Source organism: Rouxiella sp. S1S-2 (assembly GCF_009208105.1).
Lineage (GTDB): Bacteria > Pseudomonadota > Gammaproteobacteria > Enterobacterales > Enterobacteriaceae > Rouxiella.
This window is the reverse complement of record NZ_WFKL01000001.1, coordinates 2,265,778-2,282,131: the sequence shown is the minus strand read 5'-3', so window position 1 is coordinate 2,282,131 and position 16,354 is coordinate 2,265,778. Positions and strand designations below refer to the sequence as shown.

Sequence of the window (16,354 nt, the reverse complement as noted above, 5' to 3'; positions counted from 1 at the left end):
GATAACGAAAACTAGCCGTTTTCCGCGAGTACGCCGCCCCGTGGCGTAGCCCCCCCAGGGAGGACCCAAGCGATAATAATTATCATTTACATGGAAATTCACTATAAACGCCCATTTTAATGATAACAATTCTCATTACATGCAATATCACGGCATTCCGAGCTTTAATTGGCCCTTAGATGAGAATGGTTATCATTAAATGCTCTGCTAATTGAAACCTTTGGTATTTTCAATCTGCTTGATGCCAGATATCTGGGCATTGCAGCTCTGCAGGTCCGTCAACAGCAGTTCATTCCAAAGCACTGAGCCGCCGTATGTCAGTGGGTCATCGGGCGGCGGGGATGCCTCGCACTGTGCCAGCAGGCTTGCCGGTATCGGCGTTGCTGGAACCTTTACGTATTGCGTTATAGTGCTCGAGCAGGCTACCAGCAGCGGCAGCATGAACAGGCTGTACCGCGCAGGCGTCAGCTTTGAGCACAGTCTTGATAATGACCTGCCTATCCTGACTGGCAGATACGTTAGCCTTTTGAACATTGAGGGTTGCTCCGGCAATCTGGTTGAATATGCCGACACTCAACGCCTGTGATTTGATGATGAATTCGGCTTCGTTCTTTTGCTGCACAGCATTGGCCAGTGTGTCAGCTTGTGCCACGGACTTGCCGTAGTAGTGGAAAGCAATCCACATCAGCAACCCTATACAAACCTGCATCACCAGGGCAGCTATGCGATAAATTTTATCTGCCATCTAACCCCCAGCATGTCAGTTCGCTTTCCTGGTCGCGGCGCAACACCTGCCCATAACAGTTGTTAAAACGGATGCGGCAATCTTTACCACCATCAAATATCCAGCGCTTTATTTCGGCGCAGGCACCCAGCCGGTCGCCAGCATTCAACTTTCGATAGAACGTTGAGGGAAGGCATTTAGCAGGGCCTATATTCCACGGGCAGAACGATGCTATACCGACTTTTTGCGGTTCCGTCAGCGGTACGTGCACATTGCGCTCAACCCAAGCTAAAGCGCTTAACTGCCCGGCCTTATCAATCACATCGCATTGTGCCTGCGTTAACCGCATGCCCTTTACAACTGACCTACCATTTACACGCGTCACACCACCACAAATGGTCCAGACGCCCCCCGTGTCGGCGTAGGCATTAAGCCTTTTGCCTTCCTTTTCTTTCTGCAACTGGTCCATCATTACCGGTGCAGAAGCGCCAGCGGCAATTAGCATCAGCATGGCTGCACTGAGTTTTGTTTTCAGATTTGCCATTATGAATCAGCCTTAGCCGCAGCATCTGAAAGCACCTTGATAGCGCTATGTCGCTCTTCTAACGGAACCTTTCTCGCCTCATTTGCCATGTCTTCAATTATTTTTGTACGCTTGGCTTCTTCACGCTTTTTGTAACGAGCATCAATTCTCCCCAGAACAAAAGATAACAATGATATAACCACGCCTATTGCACCAAAAATGAAATATACAAAGTCCTGCGTTGTCCATCCCAGTGCCGCAGCAATGGTTGCCAGCCACGCAAAGAACTGAGTGACAATGTTTCCAGACTGTTGATTCATCTTCATAGTCTCCACCTCCAACGGTTGTTGGCTGTGTGCTGTAGTCGAAAGGGTTAGCGCCGGAGCATGAGGCGACACGGGGGTCATTTGAGGGTGAATGCTCGGCGCTAAATTTGGGCATAAAAAAGGGCCACCGAAGTGACCCTTTGAAAAATTGAAACTTATTAGGCTGCTAATAATTCAAGTAACTTGCCAGGAACGGAGAATACTTTCTGTATAATGTAGGTTTTAATTGAGTGCGAAGGTCGAACAAGCTCGTTACATTTTTGATATGTACGTTTTATTTGCACTCAAATGCTGGCACAAGAGGACGATTTTTGTAGCTTCTGCATGATGGACAATAAGTCTGCAATAAAACACGCCCATCCCCCATATCTTTCTCACCAAATTCATCTGTTGTGTAGAAGACATGATGCCCTGAAATTTGTGAACATCGCGGGCATGACTTAAAAGTGTTACCAAAACTATCAATACAGTATTGAGAATCATCTAGCCTTACATTGCAACTGCATATTCCGCTCATGATGGCACCTTAAAATACGGGGTTTTCATCACGAAAAAATAGCATATAACTGTATAATAGTGATGCCATTTTTTACTAAAAAACCAGCCAAAGTGCAAATCTTGAACTGTGTAAGCTACGTGACTAAGTAACCACTCTTAGCAGATTAATCACGGATTTGTCATGACGCAACTTTTTTGAGTTCAAAGGCTACAATACTTTCTTTTCGGCATTCTCGGTCCATCTCAAGACGGATATCTAGTGCCCAAAGACACCCGTCAATAAAGCCCTCAGCAGTCTGTAGGCGCATAGCTACCGTGTTATATGAAATACCCAATTTTTTGCCCATAACCCGCAGGTTAAGATTGTCGATGTAGTACCACTCAATGAGTGAGCACAGATACTCGTCTTTTTTGCTCAGCCTAATCATGGCTTCGTTTAGCTGCATGCCGTCGTCGTCACAACAAGATACTCGGCCTGCACGGCTCGCAGGTAGTAGTCGGGAAAGTCCTGCAGCAGTTCGCGGGTAACCGTGATTGCTTTTACCACTGGCCGCCCATGCTCCCCAGCGTTCCAACACCATCGAAATATCACGCATTATGCTGCTCTCCCTCGGTTTGAATAGCGACGACTATTGGATTCCGGTTGCTCTCTGCACAAATTATAAGCCTCGGCCTGGTCGATGGGCTGAAAGTGGCCGTTGCGAAAACTGCGGTAAACGGTTCCAAGTGCGCCATTGCGGTTTTTAGTCACGTTGATTTCGGCAATTCCTCGCGCTGTGCTCTCCTCGTTATAAACCTCATCGCGGTAAAGCATCATGATGATGTCGGCATCCGCTTCAATTTCTCCTGAGTTTTTGAGGTCGGCGTTAACCGGACGTTTATTCGGTCGTGTTTCTACACTGCGAGACAGTTGGCTAAGGGCGATGACGGGGGTCTTATTCGTCTTAGCCAGCGATTTTAGACACTTTGATACTTCGCCCACCTCAAGGTCATGGCGGTTTTTTCCCTGAAGCTTAATCAGCCCAAGGTAGTCTACGGCCACCAGCGCGATCTCTGGATATTCAAGCTTATGCCTGATTGCCTTTTGCTTAATTTGCTCGGCGTTCAAGTCAGTGGCGTCGATAATCCAGATTTTACGATCTGTCATTCGCTGAATACCGCTGGCTATTCTGGCCCAGTCTTCGTCATTCAATCTGTCAGGCGATTTGAGCTTGGAGGTGGAGAAGTGACCGGCGCCAGCTACCTGCCTTTCGGCGATCTGGATAGCCCCCATTTCCATGCTGAAAAACAGAATGCCCTGGCCCTGCTCTGTCACCTTGTCAATGATGTCCAACACCATTTCGGTTTTTCCCATCGAAGGGCGTGCTGCCAGCAGCACTAAATCTGTCTGGTCTAGACCGCCCGTCAACGTGTCCAACTCTTCGATACCGGTGAGCACGGTTCGGCCTTCTGAACGACCGTCCATTTTGTCCTGAAGCCTGTCGGTAATCTGAGGCAATAAATCGTTAATATGGATAGCCCTTAAAACCTCCTCAGCGGTGCTCAGCGAGGCCACTTTTGCCTTGACATCATCCAGTATCATTATTGCCTGCTCGCTGCTGGTAGCCGACTGGATGCGTTTCATAGCGCTTTCTAACACATCCTCTGCCATTCTGAGCGTCGCGTTACGCTTCAAGACCATCGCATAGTGCTTCAACGATGATTTTGCCCAGGCCTTGGCGGCAGCTTCCAGAATTGTCGCTTCATGCCGGGGCATCGCCTCACACAACAGGATGGGGTCAATCACGCCCTTCGCTTTCGCCTGATTGATAATGCCCTGGAATATCTCCTGATACTGCCAGTTCCCAAAGGTGGTGATGGGAAGTGTAGAAATTATCTCCATCACCTCGGAGTCAACGCCCCGCTGAAAAATACCGCCAATCACGGCGCCCTCAATGTCCTCGTCACGCCAGATGCTCATGCGGATACTGCTCCTTTCCGGCTGCGGTAACTCGGCCAGTCAAATATTAATGTCGCGCCATCCCCCTCAACCATGCGGTCCATCAGGCGCTCGCCAATCACTTCGGCGATTTCCACTGGTGCAAGATTGCTGATTAACACGGTAGGCAGCATGTCTTCGTAACGGGCATTCAGGATGTCGAACAGGATGATTTTTTCAGAATCGCTGCCGTACTGAATGCCAACTTCATCAATGATCAGCAGGTCGCGGCTGGTGTAAATCCCGATCACGTCTTCTTCCCGCATGTCTGCACCCTTGTCCCAGCTGCGGCGCACGGCACGGATAATACGCATGACAGACGTCATGAGGACGGCGCTTTCGTGGTTGCGAATAATATCCTTCGCCAATGCGACAGCCAGATGATTTTTACCGGTGCCGGGTTTACCACACATGATCAGGCTCGTGCCGGCGGCCAGCATGGTTGGCCATGAGGCTGCATAGTCGCGCAGTACGGAGAGATTCTGGCTGGCGCAGATGTTAAGAATGTCAAAATTGTTGAATTCGCTGCCCGTGAAGCGCGGGGGGATATTGGCCTGTTCAGTCAGTTCGTCTATCCGGATCTGGCGTTTTCGTATTTCGGCTGCATCAATCGCATTTTTCAAACAATGCGGGCAACGTGATCGCCTCTCAGAAAGGCGCCCGCGGTATTCGAGTGTGAGATAGTTTTGTTCAAAGTGACCATGCAACTCACAGTTGGCCTGCTGAGGCTCCTGAATCACGAAGGCACTGTATAACGGTCCTGCAATACCCTTTGTGAAGGCCATTTCCTCTTGCAGTTCGCTCAATTGAACTGTAAGTTCAGACTGTTCCTGAGCCCGTTGGTGCGTAAAATTATTCATGATTTCCCCCTCGCCCATGCCGGTTTTTGTGTGGTGCCATAATCGCATTCTGCAAATCCGGTGTGTCTTTGCTGCCTTGATACCGATGCCGTGACCAACCATGCCTCATCGAAGTGCCGATCGGGTCCAAAGAACGTGGCGGCCTGCTTCACGAATTCGGTGCCTGTTTTCCCCGTCGAGGTCAAAAACGCGGCGTATCGACGAACCCCAGCCAACATGTCCGCCGGAGTCACCTTCTCGCGGAGACGGGCATTCCAGGACTTGTAGGCGGAGTGCTTAGGATTTCCCCCTGCGCGTTTTGGGTATGCCTGCCAGGCTTGTTCAAACTCTGGAGAATATTCCTGTTTTGCAGGTTGTGCCGATGGACTAGCGTCAGCCTGTGCACCAATAGATTTAGGTTCTATGACTGATTCTATGACTGATTCAAAAGAGTGACTGATTCTGGGTGCAGCTCCTGCACCACCCCCTAGTGAATCTCCTGCACCACCTGGTGAATCTCCTGCACTATGTGGTGAATATGCTGCACCACCCCCTAGTGAATCTCCTGCACCATCTAAAGTGAGGTAATAGAGATTGCTCGCATTGCCTTTTACTCCTAGTCGAAGCTCTTTTTTGAGCAGCCCGCAATCACAAAGCGCGTCGATGTGATTGATAACCGAACGGCGGCTTATTTCGCACTGGTCGGCAATATGCTGAAAGCTTGGCCAGCATTCGCCTTTATCGCTGGCGTTATCCGCCAGTTTAATCAGGATGAGCTTCCTCAGAGGATTACCAACCTTGATTTTGAATGCCTTGGTCATTAATTCCATACTCATTCGTCAGCCCTCACGAAGTTGTCCTGGAAGTCTTTAAGCGGCCTGAAACACTCATCAGGCCTGCATGTTCAGGGCCTGCAGAATGAGGAAAAAGATCCTCAATTGATAATTTATTTCCGTCAAAACTCAGCACACTAACAAGTGCCCGGCAGGTGTTTACGTCAGGAATACGCCTCCCAGTTTCATAGTGGCTTATTGCGCCTTGACTCGCTCCAACTAAAGAAGCCAATTCTTCTTGAGTTAACTTTGCATTTTTTCTTAAACGCTTGAGTTCAAACATGCCTATCACTCACCCAGTTAATAATACAATATGTACTATACATGAGCGTGTAAATAATACAATATGAACCTTGATCTAAAAATACGGATTGTAATAATCATGCACATGAAACAGAAATGGCAAGACCTGGCAAAGTCCAGAATGAAAGAACTGAACATGACTCAGGAACGTCTAGCAGAAACGTTAGGTGTAACTCAGGGTGGGCTTGGGCATTGGCTGAATGGGCGGCGAGAACCAAGTTTAGAGGTGATAGCCCAAATCTTTAAAATTCTTAACCTACATAAGTTTATGATTCATTCAGATGGTTCTGTGTCGAACCCAACTGACGAATCCAATATCTCATTCCATTCATGGCATAAGCCAGCCGGTAAGTATCCAGTATTAAGCTGGGTCAGCGCTGGTGAATGGGCTGAAGCTATCGAGCCATATCATCGCAAAAGCATTGATCGTTGGTATGAAACAACGGTTGAGTGTTCTGACAATTCATTTTGGTTAGATGTAAAAGGCGACTCCATGACGTCACCTGTTGGGTTGAGCATTCCTGAAGGAATGGTGATACTTATTGATCCTGAGGTAGAACCACATAATGGGAAACTGGTTGTTGCTAAACTAGACTTTGATAATGAGGCAACTTTCAAAAAATTGGTATTTGATGCAGGTCAGAAATTTTTGAAACCCTTAAACCCTCAGTATCCAATAATTCCAATAAATGGGAATTGTAAAATTTTAGGCGTCGTAGTTGATGCCAAAATAACCAATATACCATAGTAACCCCTCAAGCCGCGCACAGCGGCTTTTTTTTCGCTATAAAAAACACCTCAATATCAGTTGGATATAAAAAAATACACAACATTAATCCATTTTGTATTGACCATCATTAATACATTGCGTATTGTTCATCTCATCAGCAAACAACTGAGTTGAAAAGATGAAGAATACGAACTATGACTTAACAACATTCGAAAACGTTACTCTACGTATTGCACCAGGTGAATATCACACATTTCCTTTAGTGGATAACAAGGGGGTATTTACTCATTTTTATGAAACTCAAGATGAAACATCAGCGTTTATTAGATTAATACCCGATGTTAACAATCCTATTTATGCTTTATATAAAAAATACGGAAAATTTCAGATATTGATTTGCGCTTTTTCAACAAAAGATGAAATCAACGCAGAGGCAATGAAAATCATTAATTCCTCAGAACCATTTAAAAAAACTTTAAGTAACCTATTAAATGGAAGAATGCATGAATAAGACCATTTCATTCTGTGCAGCATCTGAAATTACAATTTCACTATCCAACGTTGAATCTGCGGTTGCTATTTTAAATCTTGCACTGGTTCCTGACATTGAGATGGAAGATCGTTTAGTAATTGAAGGTGTTATTAAACTACTAAACCCAGTGATTGATAATCTAACTGGTGTTATTGAGGAGTTAAAATGATGGATGTATTCCAAAATAAGGCGGCTCTGGTTAAAACGCCCAGAATTAACCAGAGCCTAAACTTAACGAACACTTTCCAGGGTAGCTCACAAGTTTGTATGAATACTAGCACAGCCATTTACGTGTTTGCATCTATCTTGCGCTCTGATGCGAAGTCTCAGCCAGTCATGCGCCGCGTGACCGCATGCAGCGAACGAGAGGCCCGCAGCCAGTTGGCTCGTGATTATGTTTTGTCGCTGGCCTGCAAACTTCCAACATTAAGGGGCTCTCATGGATAAGCCTGAGCCAATGCATCCTGAAGATGCTCTGATCAAAATTGAAGTGTTAGCCAAAGCAGCGGCCTTTTTGGTTGATGACAAAAAACAAATCGATTTGGCAATTGGAATTTTAGAAATCATTGCCAGCGAAGCGAAAAGAGGTTTGGCATATGAAGCAGGCTAAACAGAAATCTCCCTATTTAGAATTGAACGATATTTCGGCAAGGCTACAGAGAGTTGAGTTGTCATTAGATATTCTTTCTGAGCACCTGGGTGATGAAGTCGCAGGAAACATAAAGGAATCATCATTAATAACTCTTCTTTCCATAAACATTAATCAAATCAGGCGGGATATTTGTTTGGTTTCTGAGCAGGTAGGATATAAATGAAAGCTGATAAAATTGACTACAACCGCTTTGAAGATGGTGATGATCTCAGCGATGGCGGTATAGATATGGCGATTCGTATCAATCAAACGCCTGTTTATTACGTATCTCGTCATGGTCGATTCAGAAAGTATTTCAGTCGTAGTGCTGCAATTAATAACCTTGCCCACTTCATGACACAGAAAGTATTTGACCGTGCTCTCCGCCCTTCTCGTCATCCTGATGTGAAGATTGACCGTGATGACCAGACTATTTGGCGTCGTGGTGAAGTGAGAAAGGAATATTGGGAAGCTCATTCCCGCTGTATGCGTCGAATCCGTTTAATTTTTGCAAAGCAACGCGAAATTGAAAAGTGGAAAACTAAGCACGACAAATTGATCGCTGAATATCAGGCACTGACTAAAGCAAAACCGTTTTAATTAGTAACGCGTAATCAAAAATAAATTACGGCCTTTTGGTCGGGGAATCCTGCGCCCTGAACTTCGGAAAAGGAGTATTAGCATGAAAGTTGAAAATATGAATGTTGAGCAGTTGATTGAGTTTATCAGCCAGTCTGGTGTTGAGGCTCCTTTGTGGCTGGTAGATGGTGCGCGTATCAAATCGGGTGAGCCACTTTCCGATGCGGAGCTGCACGAATATGCAGAGCTTTTCTGCAAGCAGGCTCGCTCGGTTGAGGCCATTACATATCTACTCGAATGCCGTAGGCGGTTCGGTGTCACTCCGGATGGTGATGATGTATTCGTGCACGGGCACGCAGCAATGCTCGTTGACCAGAACGTTATTGAGCTATTACTCCAGCATCAAGTCGAGGCTGTGATCCTTCAGGAAAACCCAGGTGAACGCTATCTCGCGGTAATGAGGTTTTACCAGGGCGATCGTATTAAACGCGAACAGGATAGCTCTACGTGGATGCGAGATTTTATCGACAACGTATTTATTGAAGGGATCGCGGCATTTCGCAAGGGAAAATTGACCGTTCCAGCTAATTTGCACTGAGGTAGGAGCAGCATGGCAAACCAAGACAACGCAAAGGTATTTGGTGTGGTGTCGCTCCACCGAGTACCAACTGCAAAGCACGAACGACGCAAAAGCCATATTTACAGCCCAGGGGAATTTTTAGAGATGCCAATGGTGCAGGAATTTATCAAAAACAACCCCAATCAGCATTTTGTTGATGAGGAAACCGGTGAAGTCATGCTGGCACAAGAACTGGCTGAGCTTTATTGCTCAGTTAATAACGGCAAGAAACTAAAAAAGACAATCCGCCGCGCATTTGGAGACAAAAAATGAATACAAAAACTGAACTGACGCAAGTGGATGCCAAAGATTTGCAGGCTATCGAGTATCGCGGTCAGCGCGTGGCGACAACTGAGCAGTTAGCTGCAGGGTATGGCGCAACAGAGCAGATGATCACCAACAACTTCAATCGTAACAAATCACGGTTTGTAGAAGGTAGGCATTATTTCAAGCTTTCCGGCGAGGAAGTAGAAATTTTGCGCAACTCTTCGAGAGGAGTACAAATTTCCCCCAAAGCCAGATCTCTCACCCTCTGGACTGAGCGCGGTGCGGCGAACCATGCAAAGATTCTCGAAACAGATCAGTCGTGGGACTACTTCAATGATCTCAGTGAATTTTATTTCACGAAGCGTGATGTGCTGGCTGCTCCGATGGACCCGGCAGCCATTGGCCGCAAGCAACTGGCGCTGATGGTTTTGGAAGCAGAAGAGAAGCTCGAAGCTTTAGGCCTGCAAAACCAGCATCTGAGTACAGCCGTCGAAAGTCTGGAAAAACATTTCGCCAAAGGTATGACTATCCCTTCGTTCTGCAAATGCCTGAATGGCGTCAATACCAGCAAAGTGATGTGGTGGGCGTTTAGCCGTGACTGGATTTTTAACGAGCAGCGTGACCCGGAGAAAGACCCCCGCTGGCGCGTTGCCTCATATGCCCGTGACAAATATCTCACCGAAGAAGAAACGGAGATTAAACCTCATGGCAAGGAACCATTTCGTAAAAAGACGCCGGTCCTCCTGGAAAAGGGTTGTCACCGTCTGTATGCCCTATACCTGAAAAGTGAGCTGCCGATGAAAACCACTTGGAACGGTGAATTCAGCCACGACAAAGCCGTTTACACCCCGGAGGCAAAATAATGTTCTTTCCAACTGACATTCTTCGCGCCGCACTTTGCTGTGTAGCTGATGATAAAGAAACACGCGAATACCTGAAAGGGGTCTACATCACCCCCACTCACATCAAGGCAACGAATGGCTGGGCGGCGGTCATGATGGAGCACGGCGCTGAAACCGATATCGATGGCGTGTTCATCGTGCACGGGGAAATCCCAGTGAGTGCAGAAGGTACAGCGATCTTGCAGATGAAAGGCAAATGGTATGCCTCACACCTCAATGAAGATGAGGAAGTAGTCGGCTATAACGCCCTCGATCACATCGAAAGCAAATATCCCGACTTTTCAAAGATTATGCCAGCCGATGCAGATCTGACGCATGAACTGCCGATGTTCAGTGTAAAGGCATTGTCACTGCCTCACCGCATGTTTGGCGATGGTACTGGCGTCGTACGGTTCAAGCCCACGGGTAAATCTGCCCCGTGCCTCCTGGTTTTGGACCCCATCATTAATCGTTTCTTCGGTAACCCACTCTTAGTGATTATGCCGGTAAAAGAAGAGACCTTTGACATGCTCCAGGGGGTTATCGATGAAAATTGAATATGACGATCATGGCGTGACCGCAACGCTCACCCTCACTAGCTGGCTGCCGCGGGTCGGCCAGCACAACCGATGTGTTGATGCTGCTCTGCTTCGTACCGGCGTTCGTGCCACCAGCTCTGGACTCATTCAGCGCAAAACTGAGATTACCGGTCGCACCGTGCATGTAATGCGTGCCTACAAGGTTGTAATGGGGGAGTTGTACAGAAAGGAGGCTAACTAATGCCGACTTTAAGAAGACTTGGTGAGTTTCCGCGCATTGATATCAAAGATACTCAGGTTCAGGCCAGCGTAAAAATCGATGATGGATGTGACCATACAGCACGCATCATCTGGGCGATGAACAATAAGCGACGCATGAGCACTGGGTTGAGCATTGAACGCCCTGATGCGCCTAAGGTGGCACCAGTAAAAATTGAGCCAATCAAGAAGCCCCGGAAACGGGGCTATCGAGTGGTTGAAAAAGCGATAGGAGCAGTGTGACATGAGCGAAAAAATTACTTTGATGGAAGCACTGGATACAATCGCCCCCTGCGATATCGAGGCGCTAGCAAGCTACATGAGCCAGTCTGAAAGCGTTGTTAACGCCATGCTGGTTAATCAGATGCGCAAAGGCACAGTCCGGTGCATTACTGGGCAATACCAACTGACAGGAAAGGTGGTCAACGGCGCACCTCGTGGTCAACAGGTTACCAACGTGGTGACCCGGCAGCCGGATTCTGTAAAGGCAACGTCAGAACCTGCGCCTGCTGCAGTCGAGAAGGTAAATAAGGAAATCACCGTGCCGGCGATCGCGCTTATTCGTACGTTGCTGCGCGAATCGAAAGGAGAAGTCACACCACGTGAGCTGGCTGAGGCTGCAAACGTCGAGCAGAAAAGCATTAGTGGCCGCCTGGCTAAAGACGTGGATAAAGGTGTCGTGACCTTACGTAAAGATGGTCAGCGCTCGTTTTACCGGTGGTCAGCAGGTGTTGACCAAAAGCCAAAATTTAAGGCTGGAGAACAACAGAAAACCGTTGCAGCGCAAGGATCGGCGTGTGGTTCAATGGTGTTGACCAATCGCATTAAATATCAGGCTGGTAACATTTCACCACGGAACCCAGATAGACCGAGGGAAATTGAGTTTCCTGACACCATTACGGTACCTACCAGCATTGTACTGACCGATCAGCTTAAAGTGTTGGATGCCACGCTGGCAGTTTCAGAGCAGCAGGTAGGTGAGCTTAAGGGTGAAATAAATCAAAAACGATACCTGTTGGTATTGGTTGAAAAGCTGGAATCTCATCTGCGGGGAGCTAACCCATGAACACAGTATTTTTATTGATGGCTGAGTTTGAAACTTCGACCGTTCCAGTCTCTTCTGTCTGCGAGAAATATTTCGGTATGAACCCCGCTACAGCGGAAAGAAAAGCCGCACTTTACCAATTACCGATCCCAACTTTTAGAGTGGGCGATAGCCAAAAAGCACCGCGCATGATTCATATAACGGACCTCGCTGAGTTCATCGATAAGCAACGCAAAGAGGGTCGAGCTTTGCATGCCTCGGTGAACAAATACTAAAACATAAAATACTAAAAGGCCTTTAAAGGCCTTTTTTGTTGGTTAAATTACTGCTCTTTTTCGTTAATTGTTGGATGTTATTGCATTACCCAGTATCCCTACAGTACCCCCGACAAACTTAACTTATTGTTTTTAATAAAAAAAGCCCCGCCAAAATGACGGGGCCTGGTACTTGCGCAGGGCGACGCAAAAGGGTCCTGGGACCCGGTAAATCTTTATCGATTTGACCCGGCCGGCAATACAGGGAACCCTGTCCCCCTACGCCGTACGGCTGACCGAATCGTCAAATTCCAAGGCATTTTTCATTGCTGCGACGATATCGCCATCTACGCAATAACGACTGAATTCATCAAAATCGGTATCGGAACTCATTGATACGCCCGCTTTACGGTAGCGCATGGACGAAAATACCTGACGTCCTGCCGAGCTGTGCAGCTCTTTCAAACCAATATCAACAAACTTCTGCAGATTGGTTAAGCGCACGCCCGCGCCTGCCATAATGATTGGACCACGCGTCAGGCTGTTTAGTTCACGCAGCATTGAAATGCCCACCTCGGCATTCTGCTGTTGCCCCGATGTCAGAATGCGCGCCACGCCCAGCTGAGTCAATTGCTCAAGCGCAACCTTTGGGTTTAGGCACATATCAAACGCGCGGTGGAAAGTGACTGCCATATCACCGCAAAGCGCCATCACTTCCCACATGCGCGGCATATCAATATGCCCCTCGGCGTCGAGCATGCCGACCACTACCCCAGGAAAACCCAGGTCACGGACGCAGGCAATATCACTTTTAAGAACGTCAAATTCGCTTTGGCTATAGCAAAAATCACCGCCTCGCGGGCGAACAATTGGATGAACGGGAATATTCACCTTTTCTCTGGCCAGCTTTAATGTTCCATAGCTTGGCGTAATGCCGCCGTCAGCCTGACTCGCGCATAGTTCGACGCGATCGGCTCCGGCTAGCTCTGCCGTTAATGCACAGTCCACGCTATAACAACACACTTCTAACTTAGTCATGTGGTCTCTCCTGATTACGGCCCTATGCTACAACACATGTTTGTAGGGGGCCATGTCGCGTAGCCTCAAGCATGAGCATCCTGCCCCACTGCCTGCTTAGGAAAGCTAACTATGACATTCAATTTTGATGAATGGATCGACCGCAGTCACAGCGATAGCCTTAAATGAAATAAATTTCCCGACGCTGACGTTATCCCGCTTTAGGTCGCCGATACAGAGTTGCTGTCGCCCCGCGTAATTGAGGTCCGGCAAAAGCGCTGAGGGGCGGATTTCAGCCAACTGCAGTGAGCCTTACGTGAAAAAGCGGTTGATCGTATGGAAAATGCCCGGGCAAATTGCCTGTATTAATCTCGCTCGCTGGCCACTATTTCGCGCAGACTGTGCGGGTGAAACTTGATAGTAAGGGTGCCGTCGGTAATCGCCAACGTCGGGTTTGCCAGTCTTTCATGCTCGCCCTTGGGTGAGCTTTGTTTCAGTTTGATCCCCGGCGCCACCAGCGCTTCATCGGCCAACTGAGCAAGCGCACGGGCATAAAAACCTTCTGCCCCCCCGCTTAAGACCAACTCGACGTGCTCCCACCCCTCATGCGGGTAACGTTTATCCCCCGGGTAAGGCAGTTCAATCAGGTCTATTTGCCAGGGGCCTACGCGTAATGGCTGCGGCAGGTCAAACAGGCAAATGGGGCGGCCGTTAATTTCAGTTTCATTAAGTAAAGAACCACACTGGCTAAACCCTTTGCGCCATCGGTCGGCGGTGGTGTTCTGGTGGCAGCGAACAGAAATATGATCGGCATGAAACTCTGCCAGATTAAGCTGCAACTTTTCGGCAAAGGCGGCCAAAAGTTGATTGAAACGCGGCAGATCTGCCACCAGGTCTTCTAACTCCGGCACGTTATTTATTGTTGTCATGTTTTTTTCTCTCTCTGTGACCTGGGGCGCTTAATTTACACAACCCCTTCGTCTGTTGCCAGTTCTACACTGACTAAAGCCCTGTTAATAACGTGAAAGAGGAAGGGGATATTCCCGCCTACAATACTGACTCAAGTTGGCGAATATGTTATAAATGCCCATCATTAAAGTCAGGAGTGGACGATGGGACAATAAGTGCTCGACGTCTGTTCATGCCAGTCAATCAAGATGGCACCGTTACGGTGTTATATGTTTAGTCATTTAAGGTAATCCGGTGAATATACAGGCCCTTCTTTCAGAAAAAATTTGCCAGGCACTTGTTGCCGCAGGTGCTCCGACGGACAGCGAAGCACAGGTTCGCCAGTCTGCAAAAGCACAGTTTGGTGACTATCAGGCCAATGGCGTGATGTCCGTTGCTAAAAAATTAGCAATGCCGCCACGACAACTGGCAGAAAAAGTAGTGGCGCTGTTGGACCTTGCCGGTATCGCTTCCAAGGTTGAAATCGCGGGCCCAGGTTTTATCAACATCTTTCTCGACAGCGGCTTCGTTGCTGCTAACGCCGATGCCGCTTTGGCTGATGCTAAGCTGGGTATTTCGCCGGTTGAGCAGCAGACGATTGTTATCGACTATTCTGCGCCAAACGTGGCCAAAGAGATGCACGTGGGTCACATTCGCTCGACCATTATTGGTGACGCGGCAGCGCGTACCAATGAACTGTTGGGCCACAAAGTTATTCGCGCCAACCACGTCGGCGACTGGGGCACGCAGTTTGGGATGCTGATTGCTTACCTCGAGAAAGTGCAGAATGAAAACGCCGGGGACATGAAGCTTTCCGACCTCGAAGAGTTCTACCGCGCCGCCAAGAAAAACTATGATGAAGACGAAGAGTTTGCCCTTCGTGCCCGTGCTTACGTGGTAAAACTTCAGGGCGGTGACGAATACCTGCTGCAGATGTGGCGCAAGCTGGTTGACGTGACCATGGCACAAAATCAGATTACCTACGATCGCATGAACGTTACGCTCAGCCGTGATGACGTGATGGGTGAAAGCCTTTATAACAGCATGCTGCCAGGCATTGTTTCCGACCTCCAGGACAAAGGTTTGGCGGTCGACAGCGAAGGCGCTGTAGTCGTTTATCTGGACGAATATAAAAACAAAGATGGCGACCCGATGGGCGTCATCATTCGTAAAAAGGATGGTGGTTACCTTTACACCACCACCGACATTGCCTGCGCAAAATATCGCTATGAAACGCTCGGCGCGGACCGCGTGCTTTACTACATCGACTCTCGTCAGCACCAGCATCTGATGCAAGCCTGGACCATCGTGCGTAAGGCGGGCTATGTGCCAGACTCCGTGACCCTTGAACACCATGCGTTTGGCATGATGCTGGGCAAAGACGGCAAACCGTTTAAAACCCGTGCAGGCGGAACCATCAAACTTTCTGATTTGCTGGACGAAGCCATCGTTCGCGCCCGTGAGCTTATTTTGGTCAAGAATCCCGATATGCCGCACGACGAACTTGAAAGCCTGGTTAACGCGGTCGGTATCGGTGCAATCAAATACGCCGATTTGTCGAAGAGTCGCACCACTGACTACATCTTCGACTGGGACAACATGCTGGCGTTTGAAGGCAATACTGCACCGTACATGCAATATGCCTATACCCGTGTGGCATCAATCTTTAAACGTGCTGAAATCGACGTAAACAGCCTGACTCAGCCGATGGTACTCACCGAAGAGCGTGAAACAGCGCTGGCCACCCGTCTGCTGCAGTTTGAAGAAGTGTTAACCAGCGTTGCCCGCGAAGGCACGCCACACATGATGTGTGCCTACCTCTACGACGTTGCAGGTCTGTTCTCCGGTTTCTACGAAGACTGCCCTATTCTCAACGCCGAAGACGAAAGCGTGCGCAACAGCCGCCTGAAGCTGGCGCTGCTGACTCAAAGAACCCTGAAAACCGGCCTTGATACTCTGGGTATTGAAACCGTAGAACGCATGTAACCCCTGCGTGATGACGTATAAAAAAGGCCGCGAAAGCGGCCTTT

General features: G+C 48.2%; 26 protein-coding genes. 16 read left to right on the top strand and 10 right to left on the bottom strand.

Annotated elements, in window-relative coordinates:
* Nucleotides 1-325: 325 nt before the first annotated feature.
* The 8 genes from GA565_RS24620 to GA565_RS10750 form a co-directional block, all read right to left on the bottom strand.
* Entirely contained in the window at nucleotides 326-745 is a 420-nt protein-coding gene (locus GA565_RS24620) for a hypothetical protein (protein ID WP_193311895.1), read from the bottom strand.
* Complete coding sequence (locus tag GA565_RS10785; RefSeq protein ID WP_152198455.1) at nucleotides 735-1,268, bottom strand: lysozyme; 534 nt, start codon at nucleotides 1,266-1,268, stop codon at nucleotides 735-737. Before GA565_RS10785 ends, GA565_RS24620 begins: the two co-directional genes overlap by 11 nt.
* Nucleotides 1,268-1,573 carry a hypothetical protein gene (locus GA565_RS10780; protein WP_152198454.1) on the bottom strand — a complete coding sequence of 102 codons (306 nt, stop codon included), beginning with the start codon at nucleotides 1,571-1,573 and terminating at the stop codon, nucleotides 1,268-1,270. Before GA565_RS10780 ends, GA565_RS10785 begins: the two co-directional genes overlap by 1 nt.
* Nucleotides 1,574-2,250: 677 nt before the next feature.
* On the bottom strand, nucleotides 2,251-2,667 hold the full coding sequence (locus tag GA565_RS10770) for an antiterminator Q family protein (RefSeq protein WP_152198452.1): 417 nt from the start codon (nucleotides 2,665-2,667) through the stop codon (nucleotides 2,251-2,253).
* Nucleotides 2,667-4,031 carry a replicative DNA helicase gene (locus GA565_RS10765; RefSeq protein ID WP_226950947.1) on the bottom strand — a complete coding sequence of 455 codons (1,365 nt, stop codon included), beginning with the start codon at nucleotides 4,029-4,031 and terminating at the stop codon, nucleotides 2,667-2,669. The genes GA565_RS10770 and GA565_RS10765 overlap by 1 nt, the downstream gene beginning before the upstream one ends.
* Nucleotides 4,028-4,909 (bottom strand): ATP-binding protein, encoded by an 882-nt coding sequence (locus GA565_RS10760; RefSeq protein ID WP_193311894.1) that lies wholly within the window; start codon nucleotides 4,907-4,909, stop codon nucleotides 4,028-4,030. Before GA565_RS10760 ends, GA565_RS10765 begins: the two co-directional genes overlap by 4 nt.
* Nucleotides 4,906-5,724 (bottom strand): helix-turn-helix domain-containing protein, encoded by an 819-nt coding sequence (locus GA565_RS10755; protein ID WP_152198449.1) that lies wholly within the window; start codon nucleotides 5,722-5,724, stop codon nucleotides 4,906-4,908. Before GA565_RS10755 ends, GA565_RS10760 begins: the two co-directional genes overlap by 4 nt.
* A 10-nt stretch (nucleotides 5,725-5,734) precedes the next feature.
* Nucleotides 5,735-6,004, bottom strand: a complete 270-nt coding sequence (locus GA565_RS10750) for a helix-turn-helix transcriptional regulator (RefSeq protein WP_152198448.1) — start codon at nucleotides 6,002-6,004, stop codon at nucleotides 5,735-5,737.
* A gap of 99 nt (nucleotides 6,005-6,103) precedes the next feature.
* Between GA565_RS10750 and GA565_RS10745 the strand changes: the two genes are divergently transcribed.
* From GA565_RS10745 to GA565_RS10680, 15 genes are all read left to right on the top strand, one after another.
* Nucleotides 6,104-6,772, top strand: coding sequence for a LexA family transcriptional regulator (locus tag GA565_RS10745; protein ID WP_152198447.1), 669 nt, complete (start codon nucleotides 6,104-6,106; stop codon nucleotides 6,770-6,772).
* 160 nt (nucleotides 6,773-6,932) lie between these two features.
* Nucleotides 6,933-7,265, top strand: coding sequence for a hypothetical protein (locus GA565_RS10740; protein ID WP_152198446.1), 333 nt, complete (start codon nucleotides 6,933-6,935; stop codon nucleotides 7,263-7,265).
* Nucleotides 7,258-7,455 (top strand): hypothetical protein, encoded by a 198-nt coding sequence (locus tag GA565_RS10735; RefSeq protein ID WP_152198445.1) that lies wholly within the window; start codon nucleotides 7,258-7,260, stop codon nucleotides 7,453-7,455. Before GA565_RS10740 ends, GA565_RS10735 begins: the two co-directional genes overlap by 8 nt.
* Nucleotides 7,452-7,733 carry a host cell division inhibitor Icd-like protein gene (locus tag GA565_RS24950; protein ID WP_322746218.1) on the top strand — a complete coding sequence of 94 codons (282 nt, stop codon included), beginning with the start codon at nucleotides 7,452-7,454 and terminating at the stop codon, nucleotides 7,731-7,733. Before GA565_RS10735 ends, GA565_RS24950 begins: the two co-directional genes overlap by 4 nt.
* The gene (locus tag GA565_RS24615; protein WP_193311893.1) at nucleotides 7,726-7,896 is read left to right on the top strand and encodes a hypothetical protein; all 171 of its coding nucleotides are present in this window, start codon (nucleotides 7,726-7,728) and stop codon (nucleotides 7,894-7,896) included. Before GA565_RS24950 ends, GA565_RS24615 begins: the two co-directional genes overlap by 8 nt.
* Nucleotides 7,883-8,101 carry a hypothetical protein gene (locus GA565_RS10725; RefSeq protein WP_152198444.1) on the top strand — a complete coding sequence of 73 codons (219 nt, stop codon included), beginning with the start codon at nucleotides 7,883-7,885 and terminating at the stop codon, nucleotides 8,099-8,101. The genes GA565_RS24615 and GA565_RS10725 overlap by 14 nt, the downstream gene beginning before the upstream one ends.
* Entirely contained in the window at nucleotides 8,098-8,517 is a 420-nt protein-coding gene (locus GA565_RS10720; protein WP_152198443.1) for a hypothetical protein, read from the top strand. The genes GA565_RS10725 and GA565_RS10720 overlap by 4 nt, the downstream gene beginning before the upstream one ends.
* An 82-nt stretch (nucleotides 8,518-8,599) precedes the next feature.
* Nucleotides 8,600-9,094 carry a hypothetical protein gene (locus tag GA565_RS10715; protein ID WP_152198442.1) on the top strand — a complete coding sequence of 165 codons (495 nt, stop codon included), beginning with the start codon at nucleotides 8,600-8,602 and terminating at the stop codon, nucleotides 9,092-9,094.
* Between the two features lie 12 nt (nucleotides 9,095-9,106).
* Nucleotides 9,107-9,388, top strand: coding sequence for a hypothetical protein (locus GA565_RS10710; RefSeq protein WP_152198441.1), 282 nt, complete (start codon nucleotides 9,107-9,109; stop codon nucleotides 9,386-9,388).
* On the top strand, nucleotides 9,385-10,245 hold the full coding sequence (locus tag GA565_RS10705) for an ORF6N domain-containing protein (RefSeq protein WP_152198440.1): 861 nt from the start codon (nucleotides 9,385-9,387) through the stop codon (nucleotides 10,243-10,245). The genes GA565_RS10710 and GA565_RS10705 overlap by 4 nt, the downstream gene beginning before the upstream one ends.
* The gene (locus GA565_RS10700) at nucleotides 10,245-10,820 is read left to right on the top strand and encodes a hypothetical protein (RefSeq protein ID WP_152198439.1); all 576 of its coding nucleotides are present in this window, start codon (nucleotides 10,245-10,247) and stop codon (nucleotides 10,818-10,820) included. Before GA565_RS10705 ends, GA565_RS10700 begins: the two co-directional genes overlap by 1 nt.
* On the top strand, nucleotides 10,810-11,043 hold the full coding sequence (locus tag GA565_RS10695; protein WP_152198438.1) for a hypothetical protein: 234 nt from the start codon (nucleotides 10,810-10,812) through the stop codon (nucleotides 11,041-11,043). Before GA565_RS10700 ends, GA565_RS10695 begins: the two co-directional genes overlap by 11 nt.
* Nucleotides 11,043-11,303, top strand: a complete 261-nt coding sequence (locus tag GA565_RS10690) for a hypothetical protein (RefSeq protein WP_152198437.1) — start codon at nucleotides 11,043-11,045, stop codon at nucleotides 11,301-11,303. The genes GA565_RS10695 and GA565_RS10690 overlap by 1 nt, the downstream gene beginning before the upstream one ends.
* Before the next feature lies 1 nt (nucleotide 11,304).
* Entirely contained in the window at nucleotides 11,305-12,126 is an 822-nt protein-coding gene (locus GA565_RS10685) for a helix-turn-helix transcriptional regulator (RefSeq protein WP_152198436.1), read from the top strand.
* Nucleotides 12,123-12,380 (top strand): pyocin activator PrtN family protein, encoded by a 258-nt coding sequence (locus GA565_RS10680; RefSeq protein WP_152198435.1) that lies wholly within the window; start codon nucleotides 12,123-12,125, stop codon nucleotides 12,378-12,380. The genes GA565_RS10685 and GA565_RS10680 overlap by 4 nt, the downstream gene beginning before the upstream one ends.
* A 258-nt stretch (nucleotides 12,381-12,638) precedes the next feature.
* On the opposite strand, the gene cutC is transcribed toward GA565_RS10680, so the two are convergent.
* Together cutC and GA565_RS10670 are read right to left on the bottom strand one after the other, a co-directional pair.
* Nucleotides 12,639-13,397, bottom strand: coding sequence for a copper homeostasis protein CutC (cutC, locus tag GA565_RS10675; RefSeq protein ID WP_152198434.1), 759 nt, complete (start codon nucleotides 13,395-13,397; stop codon nucleotides 12,639-12,641).
* Between the two features lie 344 nt (nucleotides 13,398-13,741).
* Nucleotides 13,742-14,305, bottom strand: a complete 564-nt coding sequence (locus tag GA565_RS10670) for a VOC family protein (protein WP_152198433.1) — start codon at nucleotides 14,303-14,305, stop codon at nucleotides 13,742-13,744.
* A 274-nt stretch (nucleotides 14,306-14,579) separates the two neighbouring features.
* On the opposite strand from GA565_RS10670, the gene argS reads away from it, so the two are divergent.
* Complete coding sequence (argS, locus tag GA565_RS10665; RefSeq protein WP_152198432.1) at nucleotides 14,580-16,310, top strand: arginine--tRNA ligase; 1,731 nt, start codon at nucleotides 14,580-14,582, stop codon at nucleotides 16,308-16,310.
* Nucleotides 16,311-16,354 lie beyond the last annotated feature (44 nt).